We start from the raw sequence: 18161 nt of genomic DNA, 5'->3' as shown, positions 1-18161 counted from the left end.
GCTTAATTACCTCAACTTTTGGTTGACAAGCAAAGTAGAATTAGTTTTGCCTTCTCAAAAAATCAGATCATTCATGAATGCATATGTTTTTCCTGGTCAAGGAGCCCAATTCCCTGGAATGGCCAAAGACCTTTATAACTCTTCAGAAAAAGCCAAAGCACTGTTAGAATCTGCTAACGAAATACTTGGTTTTAGAATTACCGATATTATGTTTGACGGTACGGCTGAAGAGCTGAAAGAGACCAAAGTAACGCAACCAGCTGTTTTTTTACACTCTGTTGTATTGGCGCTTATTTCGGAAGATTTTAAGCCAGATATGGTGGCAGGTCACTCTTTAGGCGAATTTTCTGCCTTAGTTGCCAATGGCGTCTTATCGTTCGAAGATGGACTAAAACTTGTTTCGCAAAGGGCCTTAGCAATGCAGAAGGCTTGTGAAATTAACCCTTCCACTATGGCCGCTATTCTTGGTTTAGAAGACGAAAAAGTTGAAGAAATATGTGCGTCAATAGACGAAGTAGTGGTAGCCGCAAACTACAACTGTCCTGGTCAATTGGTAATTTCAGGTTCACATAAAGGAATTGAACTTGCCTGTATTGCTGCCCTTGAAGCAGGGGCAAAAAGAGCACTCCCACTTCCTGTTGGAGGAGCATTCCACTCTCCATTAATGGAACCCGCCCGTGAAGAGTTAGAGAAAGCGATAGACGCAACACAGTTTAACCCAGCTAAATGCCCTATCTATCAAAATGTAACAGCAAAAGCCTCTTCTGACCTCAACGAAATCAAAGAAAATCTAAAAATTCAACTGACTGCACCAGTACGTTGGACCCAATCTGTACAAGCTATGGTAGCTGATGGAGCTACTCACTTTACAGAATCTGGTCCAGGAAAAGTGCTTCAAGGTTTGGTGAAAAAAATCCACAGAGAAGCTGAGGTGTCAAGCATTTAGTGAAACACACCATAAAAGCTTTAGAACCATATAAAAGCCTTCATTAGCACAATGAAGGCTTTTATCGTTTAAACACCTGTGCGTCAAATACTTTCCAAAGCCAATGCTTTTGTTTAGATTAGATAAGAAATCACAATATCTAAATATTACGGCCATGTCAAAGTATTTACTAACGCTCTCAATTATATGTTTATCGTTTGGCGCTAATGCGCAATACACATCAGAAGTTAAGGCCGTACAGATTCAAAACACGCTGATTTCACAACAAAATGCCGCACTAAAAGGTCAGAAACTAATTGGAATGACACTGTATGATTTAGACTTTGAAAGAAGTCCACTAGTCTACCCAAATTGGCAACTAGGTGCAATTAACTTTAAAACAGATCAGCGGGCCGATTCTATGCTGTTAAATATCGATGCTAGTATAAATGCATTGGTTTTCAAGCTTAGTAAAGAATACAATCCATTTAGAATTGACAATGATGAAATAGCGGGCTTTATTCTATATGGCTCAGAAAACAGGTTTTTTGCAAGAAAATACACGAGTGATTTTAAGGAGTTAAAAAATGAACTCTCATTTTTCGAAATACTATTTGAAAATGAGAACTTTTCTTTAATAAAACAGGAAACGAAGCGAATTGTACCTGCTGATAGCCAACTAAGATACACCTCTGTTCCTGAAGACAAATACAGGGTAGAAGTCAATTATTTTTTCAGAAAAGGCACAAACTTATATGAGGACGTCCCCCTTAATAAGAAAGGTTTTAAAACGATGGCCTCGGACAAGCAATACGATCAAATTCAAGACTTCGTGAAAAAGAACAAACTCAAATGGGGCGATGAGTCCGATATGATTAAAGTGTTTAAGGAGTTCTTTTAAAGACTTTACCTGTTTTCAAACCAGATTTATGTATTAAACCTCAGCCTGAAAAACTTCGGCCCTTAAATTATCTGGGCAATCCTTCAGCATTTCCAATTGCGTTTTACCACTAATAGGATGTTTGAAATTTGGAGCTAATTCAACCAAAGGAGCTAAAGTAAATCTTCTATTCTGAATTTCAGGATGAGGAATTTTCAACCTTGGTTTATCCACCACCATATCACGATAATAGAGAATATCAATATCGATTAAGCGCTGCGCCCACTTTTCATTCCTCACTCGCCCCATTAAGCCTTCAATAATATTGATGATAATCAATATGCGTTCGGGGTTTTTATCGCTATCTACAATCACCACTTGATTTAAAAAACTAGGTTGATCTTCAATGCCCCAAGCAGCCGTCTCATAAATAGACGATTCCTTCTTGATCGTTAATTGATGAGCAGTCAGTTGCTCTTTCGCTATCTGTAAGTTATTTTCTCGATCGCCCAAATTGGTACCCAACAATAAGTAGATGTCGCCCATAGCTGGCAAATATACTATTTGCTTATTGGAGTTGATAGTGAACCTCCTTAATTTGCCAACTCATAAATTTGCAGAATGAGCGAAATCAGAAACGACTGGACGAAAGAGGAGATTATTGAAATATACAACAAGCCTTTGCTTGAATTAGTATATGAGGCCGCAACAGTTCATAGAAAATACCATAACCCAAGAGAAGTACAGATCAGTACTTTACTTTCTATCAAAACGGGTGGTTGCCCAGAGGATTGCGCTTATTGCCCACAGGCAGCGCGTTACCACACAGATATTGAAACCAATGATTTGATGACCGTAAGCCAAGTAAAAGCTCAAGCTTTAAGGGCTAAAGCTACGGGGTCGTCAAGGGTATGTATGGGGGCAGCTTGGAGAAATGTGGAAGACGGGCCAGAGTTTGAGCAAGTTCTTGACATGGTACGCACCATCAATACATTAGACATGGAGGTGTGTTGCACCTTAGGAATGCTTACCGAAAACCAAGCACAACGCTTAGCCGAAGCAGGTCTATATGCCTACAACCACAACCTTGATTCTTCAGAAGAATATTATAAAGAAATTATTTCGTCTAGAGGTTTTGACGACCGTTTGCAAACATTAAAAAATGTGCGAAAAACCAATGTTACTGTTTGTTCTGGTGGAATTATAGGTATGGGCGAATCCATTGAGGACAGAGCAGGAATGCTCATCGCTCTGGCTTCGTTGAGTCCACAACCAGAGTCAGTTCCAATTAACGCGTTGGTTGCAGTAGAAGGCACTCCCTTAGAAGAACAGGAAGTAATTCCTATTTGGGATATGATTAGAATGGTAGCAACGACTAGAATTGTATTGCCATCAACCACGGTTCGTCTTTCTGCGGGAAGAACAGAAATGAGCAAAGAAGGTCAGGCTTTCTGTTTCTTGGCTGGAGCTGGTTCTATTTTCGCTGGTGACAAATTATTAACTACTCCTAACCCTGATGTAAATGAGGACATGGAGCTTTTCAATATCTTAGGATTAACTCCAATGAAGCCTTATGCCAAAGGAGCTAAACCAACCCCTGTAAACCCTGATGAAATGACGCCATCGGATGTTGAAAAGGCTAAATGGTCGCGGCCAGGACACCGAATTGAAAAGAACGTTGAGGCCACTAAAAAGGCCAACAAAAAAAGGAAGGAAGCTTTATAGCCTCCTTCCTTTTCTCTTTTATTCCCTAAGTGAAGCTTAGGATTTATTTCAAATCAATACTCGCTTAGAACAACTTGAATCCAACAGCGAATACCCATTGGTTCATGCGCTGGTCAACATTGAAGCCTTGACCTTCTTCTGCAAAGCTATCTAAGCTGCCTTCATATTTAAGATCAAATACGAATTTCAATAAATCAATACCCAAACCTGCTTGGTAACCTACAGTTGAATCTTTATAGTTATTTTTCACATCGGTGGTTACACCAGCTAAATCAGACTCTGCACTGGTCAAGAATCTAAAAGCAGGGCCAGCATTGATTCTAAGGGGGCCAATTTTACCTCCTACCATTACGGGCACATCAATTCTATTGAATGAAAAATCAACATCATCTGTGCCATTATTCAAAGTTGCGCTTGAATTGCTGAAGAGTAATTCTGGCTGAACATAAATACCCACCACAGGCACCTTTACTCTTAAAAAAGCTCCGAATTGGTAGCCAAATTCACCATCACCTTCTTTAATAGCAGTAGCGTTATCTTTAAGCGATATTTTTGTAGAGGTAAGTGCCACTCTAGGGCCAAAATTCACCTGTGCGGAAACGCTGTATACCATAGTCAGCATTAACGCCATTATTAAAAACTTCTTCATTTTCAGTTATTTATTGTTTTAGATTATAGATTCAATTGGTTTGTAAAAGTGTCAACCATGCATTTTCCAATTCATTTTTCCTCAAAAAGTCTTGTGCCATGGTGTGCAAATGATACTCCATAGACTCAGGGTCATTCTTGAAACGTAATTTTATTTCTTCTATTTCAGATCGAGTACCAAAAGCCGAAACGGCATCAGCGTCAGGAAGTTTTTCAATATTCCCTAAACGTCCCAAATTATTGCCCGAAAGTACTACACTATTTCGGATTACCGCAGGAATTTGATCGTATCCAATCCCTAAATTTTTATTTGGTTTTGGCAATTCGAAAAGGGCTTCCCCATTGGCGCGGCAATACCAGTCTCCCCCCATTCTACCTACCAAATCAGTTTTCACAGGGTCGGGCATTCCATTTTCGTCCAAAATTTCTTCTTTCAAGTGCATTAAAACTACCTCGCAAATAATGAGGTTACCCGCTCCGCCTTCTTCACCCAAAGAAATCACTTCGTTCACCTTGCATTCATAGGCAGCAATCGACTCGGCTACTCTAGGCGGTTTTACCATTTCAGAATCTAAAGCAGTAAGTCCAGATTTAATAAATTCATTCACCCCTTGTGCATACTCCGTGCTCGCCAACGACATTTGCTCTACGATATCATAGCTCACAATATTGATCACTACTTCCTTTGTTTCAAGCGCGTTTTCAAGCGTATGCTTTGTAGTATTGTCTCGTACCCTTCTTGCCGGAGAAAAAACCAAAATTGGCGGATTAGCACTGAATACATTAAAAAAACTGAAGGGACTTAAATTCACATTTCCAGTTTGATCCACTGTACTCGCAAAAGCAATTGGTCTCGGACCAATGGTGCCCAACATCAAACCATGTAGTTTTCCTGTTGGAATTTCTTTAGGGTCGATTCTCATTCGTATTGAATTCTAAAAGTTTGATTCGTTCTTTAGAAGGACAACTTACTAACAGATGTCGCCTCTATTTGTTTGGTAAATACTTGGTCTTGATTTCTGAAAAATTAACCAAAAGTATAGTAGTGCAGCTTACAAAAACAACAATAGCTAGCATAAATAAATATCCTCCATCTCCTTGCACTTCGACACCTAGCTTTGTTAAATGAAAAAAGATAGCGCCTGAAATAGTACCTAATCCTAAAAGCGCTCCTAACTCGTAGCGGTTTGTCAGTAAAAAGACACCTGCTATTAATTCCACAAAGCCTGTGAGGTATCTGCCCCAAGGTTCCATGCCTACTTGTTTGAAAATATAAATGGATTCTTCTGCCCCAGAAAATTTAAAAAATAAGGTCTGAAGCATAATTAAAGCCGCCAAAAGCCTAAGGATCCACGATACAATCTTCTTTGATTTCTTGTTTTTCATGTTGTCTAATTTCGTTAAAAATAACCGAATTCGACTTCCTTACGCTTATGGCGGCTATTAGTTCTATTTAGCAGGCAATACCAAAGCACTCACTTCGCCAAAACCAACACGAACTCCATCCTTTTCAGCATGACCGCGCATGATTACAGTATCGCCATCATTGATGAATTTGCGCTGTGTTCCATCCTTCAGGGTAACTGGTTTTTCACCTCGCCAAGTAATTTCAAGCATTGATCCGAATTCTTCTGGTTTTGGACCAGAAATAGTTCCCGAACCGTACATATCTCCTACTTGAAGATTACAGCCGTTACCGGTATGGTGTGCCACTTGCTGACTCACATTCCAATACATGTATTTATAATTAGAATTACTTACCACAGTTTCTTCTGCACCCTCTGGTTTTAAGGCCACTTGCAATTTCACATCATAATGTAAATCACCTTCGGTTTTAAGATAAGGCAAAACTTCAGGGTTTTGCTTTGGGCCAGCTACTCTGAATGGTTCTAGGGCATCCATCGTAACGATCCATGGTGAAACGTGGGAAGCAAAATTCTTAGCCAAGAAAGGCCCTAACGGCACGTATTCCCATTTCTGAATATCTCTTGCCGACCAATCATTCAACAACACGAAACCGAAAATATGGTCTGGTGCCGCTTTGGTCGAAACGGGATCGCCAAGTGGGTTTTCTTTACAAGTAATAAAGGCCATTTCCAATTCGAAATCGAGCAAACGACAAGGGCCGAAAGATGGCATTTCAGCATCATCGGCTTTGGTTTGCCCTTTTGGACGATGGAATTCGGTACCTGAAACTACGATACTTGAAGCCCTACCATGATAAGCCACTGGTAAATGTTTCCAGTTGGGCATAAGAGCGTTTTCGGGGCCACGGAACATCGTTCCTACATTAAATGCATGTTGCTCTGAAGAATAGAAATCTGTATAGTTCGGTACCTGAACTGGCATGAGCATTTCTACTTCTTCTTTTGGAATTAATGCCAACTCACGGGCGGCTACGTTGTCGCGAAGTTCTTCATTGCTTTGCTCCAAAAGCTCAGAAATTCGGTTGCGCACCTCGCTCGTTTTTTTCTTCCCTAAAGCAATAAAAGCGTTTAAAAAAGTTTGATTGAAAACGCCAGCAGGAAGGCCTAAACCATCGAAATAGCCGTTTTCGTGTAAATAAGTTAAATCCAAAACGTAATCGCCAATGGCCACTCCGGCACCCGGCTGTAAGTACTCCGTTTTGAATATACCGAAAGGTAAATTTTGTATTGGGAAGTCTGAATCTTTGGCCACTTCTACCCAAGATTGAAGTGACGGATTATTAGCTTTAATCATATTTTCTCAAAAATTATAGCGTTCCTCTTAATGCTTGCTCGTGCTCAATAGATTCGAATAAGGCTTTAAAATTACCTTTACCGAAAGATTGTGCTCCTTTTCTCTGGATAATCTCGAAGAACATGGTTGGCCTGTCCAACACAGGTTTTGTGAAAATCTGAAGCAGATAACCTTCATCATCCCTGTCAATCAGGATGTTCATTTCCTTCAATGGCTCTAAATCCTCGTCAATTTCTCCCACACGCTCTAAAATATTATCGTAATATACTTCAGGCACATAAAGGAATTCAACACCACGGCTTCTTAAATCACGCACTGTTTCGATAATGTTGTTGGTCGCCACGGCAATGTGCTGTACTCCTGCCCCATTATAAAAGTCGATGTATTCTTCGATCTGAGATTTTTTCCTTCCTTCGGCTGGTTCGTTAATTGGGAATTTAATTCTACCCGTACCATTGCTCATCACCTTACTCATTAAGGCCGTGTATTCGGTAGAAATATCTTTATCATCGAAAGAAACCAATTGTGCAAAGCCCATTACTTTGGCGTAGAACTCACACCATTTGTTCATTTCGCCCCAACCTACATTACCTACCATGTGGTCGATGTATTTAAGGCCAGTTGGTGCTGGGTTATAATCGGTTTTCCATGCCTTAAAGCCCGGCAAAAACACTCCGTTATAGTTACTTCTTTCTACAAAAATATGGATGGTTTCACCGTAAGTATGAATTCCAGAACGAACTACATAACCATGCTCGTCTTCGGTTTTTTCAGGCTTCATAAAAGATTCAGCTCCGCGAGAAGTCGTTTCTTCCCAAGCTTTCGTGGCATCTTCCACCCAAAGGGCAATTACTTTTACACCATCGCCATGCTTGTTGATGTGTTCGTTAATTGGGCCGTCTTTTTTTAAAGGTGAAGTAAGCACTAACCGAATTTTGTCTTGCTGAAGGACATATGAAACGGTGTCTTTATTACCAGTTTCCAAACCAGAATATGCTACCGACTGAAACCCAAATGCGGTTTTATAATAGTGTGCCGACTGTTTTGCATTGCCCACGTAAAGTTCAACATAATCGGTTCCATTGATTGGAAGGAAGTCTTTTGCTTCTTTAAATATTTTTTCTCCAGGGTAATTTGCGTTCTCTGTTGCCATGATTTTGTTATTCTTCTAACCAAGATTTATGATAATCTTTTACTAATAATTTCATTGCGGCTTCGGTTACTTTTAAAGGTTTAAAAGTATCGACCATTACCGCCAATTCTTGAGTTTCTGTTTTACCCAAGCTTCTTTCCATTGCTCCAGGGTGCGGTCCGTGAGGAATTCCCGCAGGGTGCAATGTGATTTGTCCTTTCTCTATATTATTACGACTCATAAAATCGCCATCAACGTAATAAAGCACTTCGTCTGAGTCGATATTGCTATGATTGTAGGGCGCTGGCACCGATTCTGGGTGGTAATCGTAAAGCCTAGGCACAAAAGAGCACACCACAAAAGCATCGGTTTCGAAAGTTTGGTGTACTGGTGGCGGTTGATGCACGCGCCCAGTTATTGGCTCGAAATCGTGAATTGAAAAGGCGTAAGGGAAGTTATAGCCATCCCAACCGACCACATCAAAAGGGTGTGTGGCGTACACATATTCGTGAATCATGCCTTGCTTTTTCACCTTAATAATAAAGTCGCCCTTTTCATCATGTGTCTCTAAATTCTGTGGTCTTCTAATGTCTCTTTCGCAAAAAGGTGAATGTTCTAAAAGCTGACCAAACCAGTTGCGGTAGCGCTTTGGTGTATAAATTGGTCGATGTGATTCTACTATGAACAAGCGGTTTTTCTCATCATCAAATTCGATTTGATAAATCATTCCGCGCGGAACCATCAGGTAATCACCATAGCTAAACTCTAAAGTTCCCAGCAATGTGCGTAGCCTTCCTGTTCCTTGATGGATAAAAATCAATTCATCGCAATCGGAGTTTTTATAAAAATAATCCTTTTGCGATTTTGTAGGCGAAGCCAAAATAATCTCGCAATCGCTGTTCACCAAAACTGGCGTGCGACTTTCTAGGTAATCTGCTTTTGGTGGCACGGAAAAGCCCTTCAACCCAAGTGAAAGCATGTTTTTTTCAACAGCAATTTTAGGGGAAACATCGTAAGAACGAAGTACCTCTTTGACCTGTGTAGGCCTATGGACATGGTAAAGCAATGACGACATTCCGTCAAAACCTACGGTTCCGAAAAGCTGCTCGTAATAATAGCCACCATCTTCCTTTTTAAAAGTAGTGTGGCGTTTATGCGGGATTTTTCCCAATTGATGATAAAACGGCATAATGCTTTGTTTTTATTTGGAGCCTCAACGCATCGAGGCTTAATTACATTAAACTAGTTGCTTCAGAGAATTCTCCAAGGCTCTTTTCGAAATGCCAGTTTTTGCTGGAGAAAGATCATGTACTTTCTGCAATGCATTTCGAATAATATTGGCAGTATCCTCAAAAATTGCCTCATCTGTTAAGGCAACTCCGCCCTGCATAAGATACGCAAAAACACGTGCCATTCCACAGTTGGCAATAAAATCTGGCAGTACCGATAGATTCTCGTCTGCGAACAAGCCAGTAGGGCCAAAGAAAATTTCAGGGTCGTTGAACGGTACATTTGCACCGCAAGAAATTACTTCAAGCTTTGATTCTATCATTCGATCTACCTGCGCTCTAGTGATTAGTCGAGAAGCAGCAGCAGGAACAAAAACTTCAAAATCTAAACCCCAAATTTCTTCATTGATTTGATCGAAAGGAATCATCTCTTTTGCAACAAGCTGGTTGCCCTTTCTGTTTAAGAAAAAGGCTTTGATCTCTTCTAAAGAAAATCCTTCTTGTTTCATTACTCCACCTTCGCGGTCAATAATACCGACCACTTTCACTCCCATTTGAGCTAAATAGTAACCCGCAGCAGCGCCCACATTTCCCCAGCCTTGAATTACAGCTCTTTTCTCTTTGTAGTCGCCACCCCAAATTTGGTAGTAGCTACGAATGGCCTCTGCTACGCCATAGCCCGTAATCATATCAGCTACTTTGTATTTTCTGCTTAAGTCAGGCGTGTATTCTGGGTTTTCAATTACTTTGATTACCCCATTTCTGAGCTGACCGATTCGGTTGATTTTCTGTGCTTCCGTTGGTTTAAAGTGGCCATTAAAAACACCTTCTTGTGGATGCCAGATGCCTGCTTCTTCGGTCATGGCAATTACTTCGTGAATTTCATCCACGTTTAAATCACCACCCGTTCCATAATAGAATTTCAAAAGTGGGCTTACCGCAGCAAACCATCTTTTCAGAACACCTTCTTTTCTTGGGTCTTGTGGGTCGAAGTTGATGCCTGATTTTGCACCACCAATGGCTGGGCCAGAAATGGTGAATTTCACTTCCATAGTTTTGGCGAGCGATTCCACTTCTCTTTTATTCAAACCCACACGCATACGGGTTCCGCCACCGGCAGCTCCTCCACGCAATGAATTGATCACTACCCAACCTTCGGCTTCTGTTTCAGAATCTTTCCACTCAAAAACGATTTCTGGTCTCTTATTTTCAAATTTCGCTAATAGCGCTTCCATATCTCTGTTTTACTAAAGTCAAATACTAACAAATCTACATTTTACCTCTCCTCCGAAATACCTTTCAACCAAAATAATTTCAATATTCAGACAATTCGAATTTATTTTCATCACTCAATAGAGGATTCTACTTTAAAACAACTCAAAAACGAGTATCTTTAGAAAATTCCACTTTGATGAAATTAGACGCTACCGATATTCGCATCTTAGAGATTCTACAAGAAGATGCTCGGATCACTACAAAAGCCCTTGCCGATCAACTCAACCTTTCTACTACTCCTGTCTTCGAGCGAATTAAACGTTTGGAAAGAGAAGGAGTTATTCGAAAATATGCAGCCTTGCTCGATGGTAAAAAACTAGACTTAATGCTCACTGCATTCATCTCCATTTCGCTTACGAAACACAGCCGTATGTACTTAGAAAAATTCGTGAATGAAATAAAAGCCTACCCTGAAGTAATGGAATGTTACCATATTGCCGGCAACTTCGATTTCCTTTTAAAAGTGGTGGTAAAGAGTATGGAATCATACGAAACCTTTATTCTCACCAAACTTTCTACCACCGCAAATTTGGGGCAAGTGCAAAGCTCTTTTGTACTCTCGAAAAACATTCATACTACGGCTTTTAGCTTCTAAGCAAACCGTAGATCAATTGATAACTTACACCGCTTGACTGAACAGTTTGTTTCCGCTTTGTGGTTCATAATAGTCATCGAAAAGGGCACAGATATTTCTGAGGAACATCATGCCCTTTTTGGTTACTTGGTAGTTGAGGCAGAAGCGCTCAATTAAACCTTCATCTGCCATTTGATTGAATGCGGTATATTTTTCAGAATTAAGTTCGAGCACATTGCGCATTTGAATACGAGCACTGCAAGCAATATCCAGAATCAACTGTTTAGCTTCCATTTCAGGGACGGTCATCAAATGACCTTTGAACATTGGAAATTCTCCAGCCTCAACTTTTGCTCTATAGCCTTCTACCGACTTCACATTTTGCGCATATGCCACTCCAATATCAGATATTGAAGATACTCCCAAACCAATCATAAAATTAGTTCTAGATTCGGTATAGCCCATAAAATTACGGTTCAACCTTCCTTTACTTCTGGCTTGGCAAAGCGGGTCTTCAGTCAAAGCAAAATGATCCATCCCTATGGCTTGATAACCCATATCTAGCAACAAGGCCTGACCAAGCATATTCAACTTGTGCTTTTCTTCTCCCTGAGGAATATTTTCTTCAGAATAAGCCCTTTGGCCTGGTTTTACCCAAGGCACATGCGCATAACTATAAAAAGCAATACGGTCGGGCATAAAGGTTTTTACCACATCCATGGTTTGTTTGATACCATAAATGGTTTGAAAAGGAAGGCCGTAAATCAGGTCGAAATTCACGGAAGTATATCCAATTTCTCTGGCTGCTTTGGTTACCTTTTCAATATTTTCTAAAGGCTGTAGTCGATTGATTGCCTTTTGTACTTTGAAATCTACATCCTGTACACCATAACTGACACGGGTAAATCCAACTTCGTAAAGCGCTACTAAATGTTCGTAAGTGGTATTGTTTGGGTGGCCTTCAAAACTGAATTGATAATCGGGGTGCACATCTACCGTATCGAGAATAGACTCCATTAAGTACCGTAAGTTTTCAGGAGAGAAAAACGTTGGTGTTCCTCCGCCTAAATGTATTTCTCTCACCAACGGTTTTTCACCAAAAAGGTCTAAGTATAACTTCCACTCTTTAAGTAAAGATTCGATATAAGGCAATTCTACCTTATGATTGATAGTAATACGCGTATTGCAACCACAATAAGTACAGAGTGATTCGCAATAAGGTAAGTGAAGATATAGACTTATCCCTTCTTGTTTGGTTTGCTGAAAAGTTGCTTTCAACCGCCCTTTATATTCCTCAAGTTGAAAAGCGTTTACATCCCAAGCCGGCACTGTTGGGTAACTGGTGTATCTTGGAACTGGCACATCGTATTTCTTCACTAAATCAATCATTTTTGGCCTCCTTTTCTTTTTTTACTCGGTCTTCAAATAGCATTCTCACAGAAGGTGAATAGGTGTCATCGAACTGCCCAGATTTAACTGCCCAGAAAAAGGCGGTTAAAAACGCAATAGCGACAACCAAACTGACCAATATGAGTACGAGAATGACCGACATATTTATTTGAGTTTTATTTTTTTAGAAATCAGATTAACGGAAACAGTGGTGAAAACCACTACCGAAATACTACTTAAAGGCATAAGAATGGCAGCAAAAAGAGGGGTTAACTCTCCCGCTACTGCTAAACTAATTCCAACACAGTTATAAAGTAAAGACAAGATAAAACTGGCCACTACCACTTTTCGGCCTTCATGCGCCAACTTGATAAATTTATTCAAGTCCATTAAGTTTGATGCCTTTAAAATAGCATCACTGGCAGGTGAAAAGAGCGATACATCTTCAGTTATAGCTATGCCTACCTTGCTTTGCTGCAAAGCACCCGCATCGTTAAGACCATCACCCAGCATAATTACAGCATTGCCTTTGGTTTGAATTTCTTTAATAGCCTTTAGCTTATCTTCTGGGCTTTGATTGAAACGTAAAACAGAACCTTCTGGGAACATCGACTCAAGGCGCTCGGCTTCCTTATCATTGTCGCCAGAGAGCACCTGAAATTTGAACTTGCTCTTCAAAGCATCAAGCAAGTTGGTTAGGCCTTTTCTGTAAGTTGCCTCAAAACTGAAGTAGCCCTTGTAATCGTCTCCAATGCTTACATGCACTTGGGTAGCATTATTTATATTACTTTTTTCTACACCTAAAAACTTTGCAGAACCCACTTTTATGGTTAAGCCACTAACGACAGCGATAAAACCTTTGCCCTCTTTTTCGTCAAACGACTCTATGGTATAATCAAAGCCTTTAACTTCAGTAAACTGCTTTATCCATCTGCTCAGCGGATGCGTACTACTGGCCACCGCAGTATTGATTAACGCCTTTTCAGCTTCGGAAAGTGCTGGACCACAGAATTTCAAAGCTTCTCCTTGAGTCTCGGTAATCGTTCCCGTTTTATCGAATACAATTGTATTTGTAGCGTTCAACTTTTCAATCACGTCTGCATTTTTTAGGTAGAAATGATTCCTTCCAAAAACACGCATAACGCTGCCCACAGTAAAAGGGGTAGAAAGCGCTAATGCACAAGGGCAGGCAATAATGAGTACCGCAGTAAATACCAACCAAGTTTGACTTGGATCTGTAAATTGCCAATAAACCGCTGAAAAAAGTGCGATTAAAAGCACCACCACAGTAAAGTATCGACTCACTTTGTCAATAAGCTTAGTATGGTGTTCCTTTTCTCCAAAAGCATCATTATTCCACAGTTGAGTAAGGTAACTCTGCGAAACTTCTTTTTGAATAACAAAGCGAACCTGCTTACCTACCTGCCTTCCGCCAGCATATACATAGTCTCCTTTTTTACGCGCCACTGGTACGGATTCACCCGTTACAAAGCTGTAATCTATTGAAGCGTAATCATCAATTAAAATAGCATCGGCAGGAAGCACTTCGCCATTTCGAAGCAGTACTTCATCGCCCTTTTTCAATTCCTTTACGGGTACTGGCTCGAAATCGTCATCAATCCTTTTTTGAACCGCCAAAGGAAAATAGGATTGATAATCGCGATCGAAGGAAAGGGCTGCATAAGTTTTGCTTTGGAACCATTTCCCTATCAAAAGGAAAAACACCAAACCTACGAGTGAATCGAAATAGCCTGGGCCTACATCGGCAATTACTTCATAAGTACTTCGAACAAAAAGTGCCAACAGACCTATCGCTATGGGCACATCTATGTTCGCGAATTTTTGCTTCGCACTCTTTAAGGCAGATGTAAAATATTCACTCCCCGAGTAAAAAACTACAGGTAAGGAAAGCGCCAAGCTTAAATACCTAAAAAAACTGCTATACTCTTCTTCTACCCCAGCAATACCCAAGTAATCGGGAAAGCTCAGTAGCATTACATTACCGAAACAGAAACCTGCAATTCCCATTTTAATAAGCAACTGCTTATCGAAAGCCTTCTGTGGCTTCTTAGAGTCATCGGCATCTTTGAGATTAATCTGCGGGCCATAGCCAATTGAATCGAGCATTTCGGCCAATTGGCGCAAGCTCATCTCATCTGACTTATAATTGACTGTAAGCTTTTTCGAAGAGAAATTAATGACAGAATCTAAAACAGCAGGATTCAGCCGATCCAAATTTTCTAACAACCAAATACATGAACTGCAATGTACATTTGGTATGTACAAAGTGACTCTTTGAAAGCCTTCACCTTCAAAATCAAGCACTTCTCTTTTGATTGATTCATTATCTAAATAATCGAAGATGGAATGCTCTGCTTTATCCTTTACCGTAAAGCCTGGAGTGTTTTCCATGCTGTAGTAATCACACAGATCATTACTGCTTAGGATTTCATAAACAGTTTTACAACCATTACAACAAAAGTTGTGTTCATCATAGGTCAGTTTGCCCTCTAGGCAATCTTCTCCACAGTGATAGCACTTGGTTTCATTTTTCACTATAGTGCTTACGGAATTCACTTCTTATAGATGAATAAAGGCGAACTTTTCGCTGTACAATCAGCAATTGTTTTTGGGCAGGCCAATATTTCTTCTCCCAAATTAGTGCCTGTCAGAATAAGAGCTCTATCGGTGTCTGCATTAAGCTCATTAAAAAATTCATTAATTGGCTCATCAACCATCAGCTGCATTCCAATATTAGGAAAAGCCATTTTCAGATAATCGACAAAAAACTTTTCGTTTTCAGTTTGTCCTTCGTCTTCAGGAAAGTTGAATAATACCGAAAGGGGAAGTTCGGTTAAATCAGGTTTGAAAATTTTAAGAAAGTCCTTTACAATGTATAGCGAATGGTGTTCGGGCTCGTGCACCATAATTAAACGATTTACTGTGGCATTTTTTGGCAATATTAAAACCGGACAATTCACTTTATGAACCAACTCTATTAATTCGCACCAGTCGTTCTGGTTTACAAAAATAGATGAGTCAATAATGAACAAATCAGCTACACCCGAAAGACCTGCCAAAGTACCATTATTAAGCTCAGATTTAAACGCCTCTACATTTAGGGTATTCGAAATATTCAGGTTCTCAACTTTCAGTTCGAATTCTACTTTTTTCAATAGGTCAAAAGTATGAATAGAGCTATTTCTGTTCGTTGTAGTCGCAATCAGCTCATTGCCTACCCCCTCATCTACACATAAGAAAGTGAAAAAATATTCATTCTGAGGATTAAGAAAAGCACTTACCCTCTGATAAAGCGCTCCTAAATCACTTTGAATTCCCGCCCCGATTAAAATCTTCTGTTTCAAAACCTTTAATTCAGATTACCACTGAAACAAAGGTAGATTTAAGGAGCTGAGATTGTGTTGATGCGCATCAGCGAAAACCATGACAAATGTCATGTTTTCTAGCCATAGAAATCGGCCTCATGAAGTAGTTTATCGGCATCAAGCACCTTGATTTTCTTTCCTTCCAGCGCAATCATTTTATCTGATTTGAACTCAGAGAGTAAACGAATTACGGTTTCTGTAGCGGTACCTACAATATTAGCCAAATCCTCTCGACTCAATACAATATCGATAACTTCGCTGCCCTCTCCTTCCATGCCGTAAGTTTCCTTCAGCATAAGTATTGTAGCTGCCAGCCTTTCTCTCACCGATTTTTGCGACAGTTGTGCAAGCTTGGTTTCCATTACTCCCAATTCGTGACAAACAGCTTTCATAAGTTTGCCAAAAAATTCTGGGTTAGAGTGGAGTACTTTTAAAAAATCACTTTTGGGGATAAAGCATATTGCTGCGGGTTCTAACACAGTGGCTGAAGATCCATATAACTCTTCGCTTAAGAGTGATCTATAACCTAAAAAATCGCCCTTTTGAGCAATAAAAAGAATTTGCTCCTTCCCATTAGAGCCCATTTTAAACACTTTTACCTTTCCGCTATTGATACAGAAAATCCCCATTGGTCGGGTTCCTTCATAAAATAAGGTTTGGTTTTTCTTGTAGGTAACACACGACTTATGTTCACTCAGAATCTCTAAATCTTCATCCTTTAGATCAGAGAAATGAGATTCTCCTCTAGACTTACATGCTATACACTGAAGCTGAATTTTCGAGTTTTTTAACGACATAAGAAGTTATGATTACACTTAAAGATATAGAAGTATTAAAAGATAAACAAACACCATTTCCAACAATCTAGCCTACCACTTGCCCCACTCCAAAAAGAATGACATAGAGTAAAGTAGTTAAGGCCATTTGTTTTAAAAATGGGTCGAGTTTAGATGATTCGGTGTGTGTTTTAACTGCTCTGGCATTCTTAATTAAGCCAGGTAAAGCCAAAACAATAATCAATTGCCAATAACTGGAATAGTTCATTAAAACATAACTAAGCCCTAATGCAAAGCCAGCAACCAATAAAAACCAATGATAAAACACGGCATTTTTCCTGCCTATTCGAACGGGAACGGAAATCTTACCCGCTTCCTTATCAGATTCAATGTCGCGGATGTTATTTACATTCAACACAGCTACTGAGAATAACCCTGTAGAAATAGCAGGAAGTAAATACTCCCACTTCAATTCTTGCTCGTACAAATAAGCTGAACCCATCACCCCAACAAAACCAAAGAAAATTAAAACACTGATATCGCCCAAGCCCATATAGCCATAAGGTTTATAGCCAGCAGTGTAGGTAATGGCAGCCAGAATAGCCAAAACTCCTAGACCCAAAAAGAAGCCAAACACTTGAGGCGACCAACCAAAAGCCAAATAAATCAAACCAATGCCCGAAAGAAGCGATAAGGCAGAAAATAAAATGATTGCGTTTCGCATGGCTTTCAATGAAATAAAACCCGACTGAACCGCTCTTGATGGCCCTGTTCTTTTAGCTCCATCGGCTCCGTGAACTGAATCGCCATAGTCGTTGGCCAAATTTGACAACACCTGAAGTAGAATGGTGGTTAATGCGCAAAGGGCAAAAACTCCTCCGTTAAACTGACCAGAAGAAGCAGCTAAAAAAGCGCCCATTCCTATGCTAGCCAAGGCCAAAGGGAGTGTACGTAGCCTAAAAGCTTTTACCCAATGCTTCATTTTTGATTATAAAGTTCCTGTAATGGCCTCGTCCATTGGATTTACTGATGAAGAGAAGAAAGCAACCACTTTCCCTTTTTCATCAATTAAGTATTTACAGAAATTCCAATTGGGTGTTTTGCCCGATTCTTTTTCTAACCACTCATAGAGCGGTGCTCTGTCCTTTCCCAACACTGAAATTTTCTCAAACATCTGGAAAGTAACACCAAATTTAGCCGTACAAAATTGTTGAATCGCTAGGTTTGAACCCGGCTCTTGACCGCCAAAGTTGTTGGCAGGAAAGCCCAAAACCACGATTTTATCTCCGTAGGTTTCGTGTAAATTCTGAAGATCTTCGTATTGAGGAGTAAAACCGCATTCAGAAGCCACATTCACTACCAACACCTTTTTACCTTTAAACTCGCTCAAGGAAATTTCTTTCCCCTCAATGGTTTTCATTTTAAAGTCGTAGAAACTCATTTCTTCTGGTTTTGGGTTGAAAATATTGATGAATAAAATTAGGCTTAAGCAGAAACTCAT

At 40.0% G+C, this 18161-nt stretch carries 19 protein-coding genes; 4 read left to right on the top strand and 15 right to left on the bottom strand.

All coding sequences use genetic code 11. The annotated features are described in order from the left end of the window. Positions 1-73 precede the first annotated feature (73 nt). Together fabD and OB69_RS11015 are read left to right on the top strand one after the other, a co-directional pair. The gene (gene fabD, locus OB69_RS11020; RefSeq protein WP_053223777.1) at positions 74-946 is read left to right on the top strand and encodes an ACP S-malonyltransferase; all 873 of its coding nucleotides are present in this window, start codon (positions 74-76) and stop codon (positions 944-946) included. Between the two features lie 154 nt (positions 947-1100). Continuing rightward, positions 1101-1826, top strand: coding sequence for a hypothetical protein (locus OB69_RS11015; RefSeq protein ID WP_157608551.1), 726 nt, complete (start codon positions 1101-1103; stop codon positions 1824-1826). 33 nt (positions 1827-1859) lie between these two features. Here OB69_RS11015 and folK read toward each other — a convergent pair whose 3' ends face one another. Further along, entirely contained in the window at positions 1860-2351 is a 492-nt protein-coding gene (gene folK / locus OB69_RS11010; RefSeq protein WP_176699972.1) for a 2-amino-4-hydroxy-6-hydroxymethyldihydropteridine diphosphokinase, read from the bottom strand. A gap of 75 nt (positions 2352-2426) precedes the next feature. Here folK and bioB point away from each other — a divergent pair, with 75 nt between their 5' ends. Next, entirely contained in the window at positions 2427-3530 is a 1104-nt protein-coding gene (gene bioB / locus OB69_RS11005) for a biotin synthase BioB (RefSeq protein WP_053223774.1), read from the top strand. Positions 3531-3594: 64 nt separating this feature from the next. Here bioB and OB69_RS11000 read toward each other — a convergent pair whose 3' ends face one another. The 7 genes from OB69_RS11000 to OB69_RS10970 form a co-directional block, all read right to left on the bottom strand. After that, positions 3595-4179 (bottom strand): outer membrane beta-barrel protein, encoded by a 585-nt coding sequence (locus tag OB69_RS11000; RefSeq protein WP_082338154.1) that lies wholly within the window; start codon positions 4177-4179, stop codon positions 3595-3597. Between the two features lie 31 nt (positions 4180-4210). Further along, positions 4211-5101 (bottom strand): flavin reductase family protein, encoded by an 891-nt coding sequence (locus OB69_RS10995; RefSeq protein WP_053223772.1) that lies wholly within the window; start codon positions 5099-5101, stop codon positions 4211-4213. Positions 5102-5165: 64 nt separating this feature from the next. Then, the gene (locus OB69_RS10990; protein WP_053223771.1) at positions 5166-5564 is read right to left on the bottom strand and encodes a DoxX family protein; all 399 of its coding nucleotides are present in this window, start codon (positions 5562-5564) and stop codon (positions 5166-5168) included. A 63-nt stretch (positions 5565-5627) separates the two neighbouring features. After that, complete coding sequence (gene fahA, locus OB69_RS10985; protein ID WP_053223770.1) at positions 5628-6899, bottom strand: fumarylacetoacetase; 1272 nt, start codon at positions 6897-6899, stop codon at positions 5628-5630. Positions 6900-6912: 13 nt separating this feature from the next. Next, the gene (gene hppD, locus OB69_RS10980) at positions 6913-8052 is read right to left on the bottom strand and encodes a 4-hydroxyphenylpyruvate dioxygenase (protein WP_053223769.1); all 1140 of its coding nucleotides are present in this window, start codon (positions 8050-8052) and stop codon (positions 6913-6915) included. 7 nt (positions 8053-8059) lie between these two features. After that, positions 8060-9220, bottom strand: coding sequence for a homogentisate 1,2-dioxygenase (locus OB69_RS10975; protein ID WP_053223768.1), 1161 nt, complete (start codon positions 9218-9220; stop codon positions 8060-8062). Positions 9221-9268: 48 nt separating this feature from the next. Further along, positions 9269-10495, bottom strand: coding sequence for a Glu/Leu/Phe/Val dehydrogenase dimerization domain-containing protein (locus OB69_RS10970; RefSeq protein WP_053223767.1), 1227 nt, complete (start codon positions 10493-10495; stop codon positions 9269-9271). Between the two features lie 176 nt (positions 10496-10671). Here OB69_RS10970 and OB69_RS10965 point away from each other — a divergent pair, with 176 nt between their 5' ends. Further along, positions 10672-11130 (top strand): Lrp/AsnC family transcriptional regulator, encoded by a 459-nt coding sequence (locus OB69_RS10965; protein ID WP_053223766.1) that lies wholly within the window; start codon positions 10672-10674, stop codon positions 11128-11130. Between the two features lie 24 nt (positions 11131-11154). On the opposite strand, the gene hemN is transcribed toward OB69_RS10965, so the two are convergent. The 7 genes from hemN to OB69_RS10930 all read right to left on the bottom strand — a co-directional run bounded on the left by hemN (position 11155) and on the right by OB69_RS10930 (position 18161). Then, the gene (gene hemN, locus OB69_RS10960; protein WP_053223765.1) at positions 11155-12498 is read right to left on the bottom strand and encodes an oxygen-independent coproporphyrinogen III oxidase; all 1344 of its coding nucleotides are present in this window, start codon (positions 12496-12498) and stop codon (positions 11155-11157) included. Then, positions 12491-12661 (bottom strand): cbb3-type cytochrome oxidase assembly protein CcoS, encoded by a 171-nt coding sequence (gene ccoS / locus OB69_RS10955; protein ID WP_053223764.1) that lies wholly within the window; start codon positions 12659-12661, stop codon positions 12491-12493. The genes hemN and ccoS overlap by 8 nt, the downstream gene beginning before the upstream one ends. Before the next feature lie 2 nt (positions 12662-12663). After that, on the bottom strand, positions 12664-15054 hold the full coding sequence (locus OB69_RS10950; RefSeq protein ID WP_245620805.1) for a heavy metal translocating P-type ATPase: 2391 nt from the start codon (positions 15052-15054) through the stop codon (positions 12664-12666). A 17-nt stretch (positions 15055-15071) separates the two neighbouring features. Then, complete coding sequence (locus OB69_RS10945) at positions 15072-15863, bottom strand: hypothetical protein (protein ID WP_053223762.1); 792 nt, start codon at positions 15861-15863, stop codon at positions 15072-15074. Between the two features lie 98 nt (positions 15864-15961). Further along, positions 15962-16681, bottom strand: coding sequence for a Crp/Fnr family transcriptional regulator (locus OB69_RS10940; protein WP_053223761.1), 720 nt, complete (start codon positions 16679-16681; stop codon positions 15962-15964). A gap of 67 nt (positions 16682-16748) precedes the next feature. Beyond that, the gene (locus tag OB69_RS10935; protein ID WP_053223760.1) at positions 16749-17642 is read right to left on the bottom strand and encodes a 1,4-dihydroxy-2-naphthoate polyprenyltransferase; all 894 of its coding nucleotides are present in this window, start codon (positions 17640-17642) and stop codon (positions 16749-16751) included. Positions 17643-17648: 6 nt separating this feature from the next. Continuing rightward, entirely contained in the window at positions 17649-18161 is a 513-nt protein-coding gene (locus OB69_RS10930) for a glutathione peroxidase (protein ID WP_053223759.1), read from the bottom strand.

This window comes from Roseivirga seohaensis subsp. aquiponti (genome assembly GCF_001267955.1).
Classification (GTDB): Bacteria; Bacteroidota; Bacteroidia; order Cytophagales; family Cyclobacteriaceae; genus Roseivirga; species Roseivirga seohaensis.
This window is presented reverse-complemented; position numbering and strand designations above follow the sequence as displayed.

What these genes read in the sequence shown, in the direction of transcription:
- hemN (WP_053223765.1), bottom strand. Translation starts at nt 12,498, where the DNA reads ATGATTGATTTAGTGAAGAAATACGATGTGCCAGTTCCAAGATACACC.
- fabD (WP_053223777.1), top strand. Translation starts at nt 74, where the DNA reads ATGAATGCATATGTTTTTCCTGGTCAAGGAGCCCAATTCCCTGGAATG.
- OB69_RS10995 (WP_053223772.1), bottom strand. Translation starts at nt 5,101, where the DNA reads ATGAGAATCGACCCTAAAGAAATTCCAACAGGAAAACTACATGGTTTG.
- OB69_RS10970 (WP_053223767.1), bottom strand. Translation starts at nt 10,495, where the DNA reads ATGGAAGCGCTATTAGCGAAATTTGAAAATAAGAGACCAGAAATCGTT.
- bioB (WP_053223774.1), top strand. Translation starts at nt 2,427, where the DNA reads ATGAGCGAAATCAGAAACGACTGGACGAAAGAGGAGATTATTGAAATA.
- OB69_RS10990 (WP_053223771.1), bottom strand. Translation starts at nt 5,564, where the DNA reads ATGAAAAACAAGAAATCAAAGAAGATTGTATCGTGGATCCTTAGGCTT.
- OB69_RS11015 (WP_157608551.1), top strand. Translation starts at nt 1,101, where the DNA reads ATGTCAAAGTATTTACTAACGCTCTCAATTATATGTTTATCGTTTGGC.
- folK (WP_176699972.1), bottom strand. Translation starts at nt 2,351, where the DNA reads ATGGGCGACATCTACTTATTGTTGGGTACCAATTTGGGCGATCGAGAA.
- OB69_RS10965 (WP_053223766.1), top strand. Translation starts at nt 10,672, where the DNA reads ATGAAATTAGACGCTACCGATATTCGCATCTTAGAGATTCTACAAGAA.
- OB69_RS10930 (WP_053223759.1), bottom strand. Translation starts at nt 18,161, where the DNA reads ATGAGTTTCTGCTTAAGCCTAATTTTATTCATCAATATTTTCAACCCA.
- OB69_RS10940 (WP_053223761.1), bottom strand. Translation starts at nt 16,681, where the DNA reads ATGTCGTTAAAAAACTCGAAAATTCAGCTTCAGTGTATAGCATGTAAG.
- OB69_RS11000 (WP_082338154.1), bottom strand. Translation starts at nt 4,179, where the DNA reads ATGAAGAAGTTTTTAATAATGGCGTTAATGCTGACTATGGTATACAGC.
- OB69_RS10935 (WP_053223760.1), bottom strand. Translation starts at nt 17,642, where the DNA reads ATGAAGCATTGGGTAAAAGCTTTTAGGCTACGTACACTCCCTTTGGCC.
- hppD (WP_053223769.1), bottom strand. Translation starts at nt 8,052, where the DNA reads ATGGCAACAGAGAACGCAAATTACCCTGGAGAAAAAATATTTAAAGAA.
- ccoS (WP_053223764.1), bottom strand. Translation starts at nt 12,661, where the DNA reads ATGTCGGTCATTCTCGTACTCATATTGGTCAGTTTGGTTGTCGCTATT.
- fahA (WP_053223770.1), bottom strand. Translation starts at nt 6,899, where the DNA reads ATGATTAAAGCTAATAATCCGTCACTTCAATCTTGGGTAGAAGTGGCC.
- OB69_RS10975 (WP_053223768.1), bottom strand. Translation starts at nt 9,220, where the DNA reads ATGCCGTTTTATCATCAATTGGGAAAAATCCCGCATAAACGCCACACT.